The sequence below is a fragment of the Mesorhizobium sp. M1A.F.Ca.IN.022.07.1.1 genome (genome assembly GCF_003997575.1).
In the GTDB taxonomy this organism is placed as follows: Bacteria; Pseudomonadota; Alphaproteobacteria; order Rhizobiales; family Rhizobiaceae; genus Mesorhizobium.
The window spans coordinates 1-3,415 of sequence record NZ_RZST01000482.1 but is presented as its reverse complement, the minus strand read 5'-3'; the positions used below and the strand labels follow the sequence as shown (position 1 = coordinate 3,415).

Annotated in this window: 5 protein-coding genes; 2 read left to right on the top strand and 3 right to left on the bottom strand. The window is 67.0% G+C overall.

From position 1 onward, the window contains the following. Nucleotides 1–16: 16 nt before the first annotated feature. On the bottom strand, nucleotides 17–910 hold the full coding sequence (locus tag EOA75_RS30775; protein WP_127325917.1) for a DMT family transporter: 894 nt from the start codon (nucleotides 908–910) through the stop codon (nucleotides 17–19). Between the two features lie 90 nt (nucleotides 911–1,000). Between EOA75_RS30775 and EOA75_RS30770 the strand changes: the two genes are divergently transcribed. Beyond that, nucleotides 1,001–1,927, top strand: coding sequence for a LysR family transcriptional regulator (locus EOA75_RS30770; RefSeq protein WP_127325919.1), 927 nt, complete (start codon nucleotides 1,001–1,003; stop codon nucleotides 1,925–1,927). Nucleotides 1,928–1,937: 10 nt separating this feature from the next. On the opposite strand, the gene EOA75_RS30765 is transcribed toward EOA75_RS30770, so the two are convergent. Then, nucleotides 1,938–2,522 carry a hypothetical protein gene (locus EOA75_RS30765; RefSeq protein WP_127325916.1) on the bottom strand — a complete coding sequence of 195 codons (585 nt, stop codon included), beginning with the start codon at nucleotides 2,520–2,522 and terminating at the stop codon, nucleotides 1,938–1,940. A gap of 113 nt (nucleotides 2,523–2,635) precedes the next feature. On the opposite strand from EOA75_RS30765, the gene EOA75_RS30760 reads away from it, so the two are divergent. Then, nucleotides 2,636–2,869, top strand: coding sequence for a DUF2093 domain-containing protein (locus EOA75_RS30760; protein ID WP_067000947.1), 234 nt, complete (start codon nucleotides 2,636–2,638; stop codon nucleotides 2,867–2,869). A 186-nt stretch (nucleotides 2,870–3,055) separates the two neighbouring features. Here EOA75_RS30760 and EOA75_RS30755 read toward each other — a convergent pair. Next, nucleotides 3,056–3,415 (bottom strand): tetraacyldisaccharide 4'-kinase (locus tag EOA75_RS30755; RefSeq protein WP_164747687.1); only part of this gene is annotated, 360 nt, incomplete at its 5' end.

Below are 3,415 nucleotides of genomic sequence, written 5' to 3'. Positions count from 1 at the left end.
GCCTCAACCCTTTGACTTACCGCTTCAAATTCACCACGATCACACCGCCGAGCGCCAGTGCACCGCCGAGGATGCCGAGGAGTGTCGGCACTTCGCCGAGCCAGAAGAAACCGATCAGAGCGGAGGTCGGCGAGACCAGATAGAGGAAGTTCGAGGCGCGCGCGGCCGGCAGGCGCGACAACGCGGTGGCCCAGGCGGCGTAGGCGATCAGGCTGGGCACGATGCCCAGATAGATGACGGCGCCGAGGCCGGCCATGTCGGCGACCGCGGCCTGCGAAAACGCTTCCGCCAGGAAGGGCGACAGGCAGAGCGCGCCGAGCACCATGTTGGAAGCGGCGATCGTCAGCGGATGATGACGGGCAAAGAGCGGCTTCTGGACGATGGTGTTGACGGCCGAGCAAAGGGCGGAGCCCAGCACCAGCAGCGCGCCGGTGTTGAAATGCAGGCCATGGCCGTCCGCCACCGCGATGATGCCGATGCCGGCAAACGAGATCAACGTGCCGAACCAGGCCATGCCGGAAAAGCGCCCGCCGAGCAGCGCCATGGCCATGATGGCCGTGAAGATCGGGCTGACATTGATGATGAAGCCGGCGGCGCCCGCCGAGACGGTGAGCTCGCCGAAATTGAGCATGGCGGTGTAGAGCGCGACGAAGATGGCACCGCCGAAGCCGAAACGCCACAGCTCATCGATCCTCGGCACCGCCGGACGCTTGACCGCAAGGAAGATCGCTGCCGGCACGGCCGCGATGGCGAAGCGCAGCGCCCCGAGCTCCAGCGGCTGGAAGGCGGCGAGGCCAGCGCGGATCGCCGGGAAGGCAGACGCCCAGCCGACCACCGTCAGCGCCACCGCGATCGCGGCCGTGGTGTCCATGCGCTGTGTCTCATTCAACGTGCCGGTGTAAGCGCTCATTGCCGAATCCTCGTCTCTCAGTGACACAGAGAAAGAAAACGCCATTGCCCGCCGATTGACAAACGAGCAATTCGAGGGTCAGCTGTGAGCATGCCTCACAGCTCTGACCAGCTATTGCCGCTCGAGACTTTGCGCGCCTTCGACGCGGCGGCGCGGACCGGAAGCTTTTCCGCGGCGGCCGAAAGGCTCAACCTCACCCATGGCGCGGTCAGCCGTCAGATCGCCAAGCTGGAGGACTGGCTCGGGCTCAAGGTGTTCGAGCGCAATGCGCGCGGCGTCACGCTGACCAATGAGGGCAACCGGCTGCACCTGCGCACCACCGAGGCCTTCGCGCTGATCTCGGTCAATTCCGATCGCTGGGTCGAGCCGCGCGGCACCGCGGTGGTGCGGCTGGCTTCGATCCCTTCGGTCAGCGGCCTTTGGCTGATGCCGCGCATGGCGGCGCTCGAAAACAACCCGACCCGGCTGCGCATCGTGCTCGACGTCGACAACCGCCAGGCGGACCTTGCCGACGAAGGCATCGACCTTTCGGTGCGCTGCGGGCGCGGCCGCATCCCGGGCCGCGTCTCGGTGCAGCTTTTCGAGGAGCACATTTTCCCGATCGCCTCGCCGGAGCTGGCGAAGGAGATCGGGCAAGGCGACCCGGCTCGGCTGCTCAAATTCCCGCTAATAAACGATTCCGACGCATCGGCCTGGCGCGCCTGGTTCGCGGCACAGGAGGTCGATTATCGCCCGCGCCCGCAGGACCGGCGTTTCGAGGACTACAATCTGGTGCTCGACGCGGCGGCGCATGGGCTCGGCATCGCGCTGGCGCGGCCGCCGCTGACGGCAGACCAGTTGAAGTCGGGCCGGATTGTTCCCGTTGACGAGCGGGTCGTGCTCAATCCGGTGTCCTACTGGCTCGACCGCCCGGTCGGCCGGCCGCGCGCGGCCGCCGCCGATCTCGCCAGGCGCATCGCCGAACAGGCGGGCCTGGCGCCGGAGAAGCTCGAAGCCTTCCTGCAGGACGAGGGCTAGATCGCCCGGATCAGCGAAGCAGCATCAGCACGATCGTGGTCGTCGCAGCCGAGACGACGGCCGTCACGATCGATATCATCCACAGCGGCGTCTGGCCGGGTTCGGATCGCGGGGCATGGCCGGGGCTGCGAACGCCGCCGCGCGGCGGCGCATTGGCGTTGGCCGCTAGCAGCACTCCGGACGCAAGCGCCGGCGAGAACAAAGAGGGCGCCGCCGCCACGACCCTTGCGGTGCCATCGGCGGCCGGCGGTGGAACCTGGGGCAGCGCCCGCGAAAGCTGATCGGCGTCAGCCGCCGACCTGCCAACCGGAGACTTCGTCGAGGCGCCATCAGGGCCGGCATCGGATTCCAGGACGGCTCTGTAGGCGTTCTCGATCTCGGCCGAGGACAGACGCTGAGTTGGTCGAGCGGCCGGCAACGTGCCGTTCAGCGCCTGCGCGGCCACCTGTGCGGAGGACACGACGGACGGCGCCGGCGGCTGGACGAGCGCCTTGACCAGCGCCGCGGTCGCAGGTTCGGCCTTGGGCGACGGCACCGGCTGCGGCGCCAGCGCCTCTTTCAGCAGCGACGTCGCGCTGGCGTTGGTGATGTCCATGGCGCTTCCCGACAACCATTGTGCCAACCGGCATACTACATGAGCATTGCGCCAAGCTTGACCTTGCCTTCGATTTGTGGCGATTGAACCCCTATGAACCTATGCGCCATTCCATGATGAACCGTTTTGAAGGCCCCGGCGGCAAGGAAGCGCGCATCCGCTATCTCGACGGCGACTTCCAGGTGACGAGCCCCGGCGCGTTCGTGCGCTGCGCGGTGACCGGCGAGAGCATCCCGCTGGACGAGCTCAAATACTGGAGCGTCGCCAGGCAGGAGCCATATGTGAACGCGGCAGCGTCGCTGCGGCGTGAGATCGAGGCGCATCCGGAACTGCGCAAGCGGGGGTAGAACCCCCACTTCGTCATCCCAGGTCGGAGCAGGAGCGAAGCGGCGTCGCGGAGATCATGGGCCGTGAGCGCGCAGCAGTGCTCCGACGGCTGAGAATCGCTTACCGCGATCGCGTACCTCTTGGCTTTGCTGCACTTCGCCGACTGCGGCTTGGATCCTATGGCCTGCGCTCCGCTTCGCGTCGCGCTAGGCTAAGGACGGTCTCATCTTGCGCTGCCGCCATGCATCCAGCGTCTCATTGATGATGCGCTCCGGCACGTGGTCGATCTCGAACACGGCGTCGATCTCAAGCACGTCGAGTTGCTCCAGGAAGCCGGCGGGTGCGGCGCCGTGGCGAAGCCGCGCGGCATCCTTTGCCGTGGTGACAAGCCGAAGCCCCTCGCGCTTGGCAAGCGCCGCCAGATCGGCAAGCTCGTCCGCGGCGTAGAAATGATGATCGGGAAAAGCGCGCGACAGCGCGACCTCGCCGCCGACGCCGCGCAGCGTATCGAAGAATTTTTCCGGATGGCCGATGCCTGCAAAGGCAAGGAAGCGCCCGCCGGCGAA

Excerpts from the sequence above, each read along its gene's own strand:
- EOA75_RS30760 (WP_067000947.1), top strand. The coding sequence starts at position 2,636 with ATGATGAACCGTTTTGAAGGCCCCGGCGGCAAGGAAGCGCGCATCCGC.
- EOA75_RS30765 (WP_127325916.1), bottom strand. The coding sequence starts at position 2,522 with ATGGACATCACCAACGCCAGCGCGACGTCGCTGCTGAAAGAGGCGCTG.
- EOA75_RS30770 (WP_127325919.1), top strand. The coding sequence starts at position 1,001 with ATGCCTCACAGCTCTGACCAGCTATTGCCGCTCGAGACTTTGCGCGCC.
- EOA75_RS30775 (WP_127325917.1), bottom strand. The coding sequence starts at position 910 with ATGAGCGCTTACACCGGCACGTTGAATGAGACACAGCGCATGGACACC.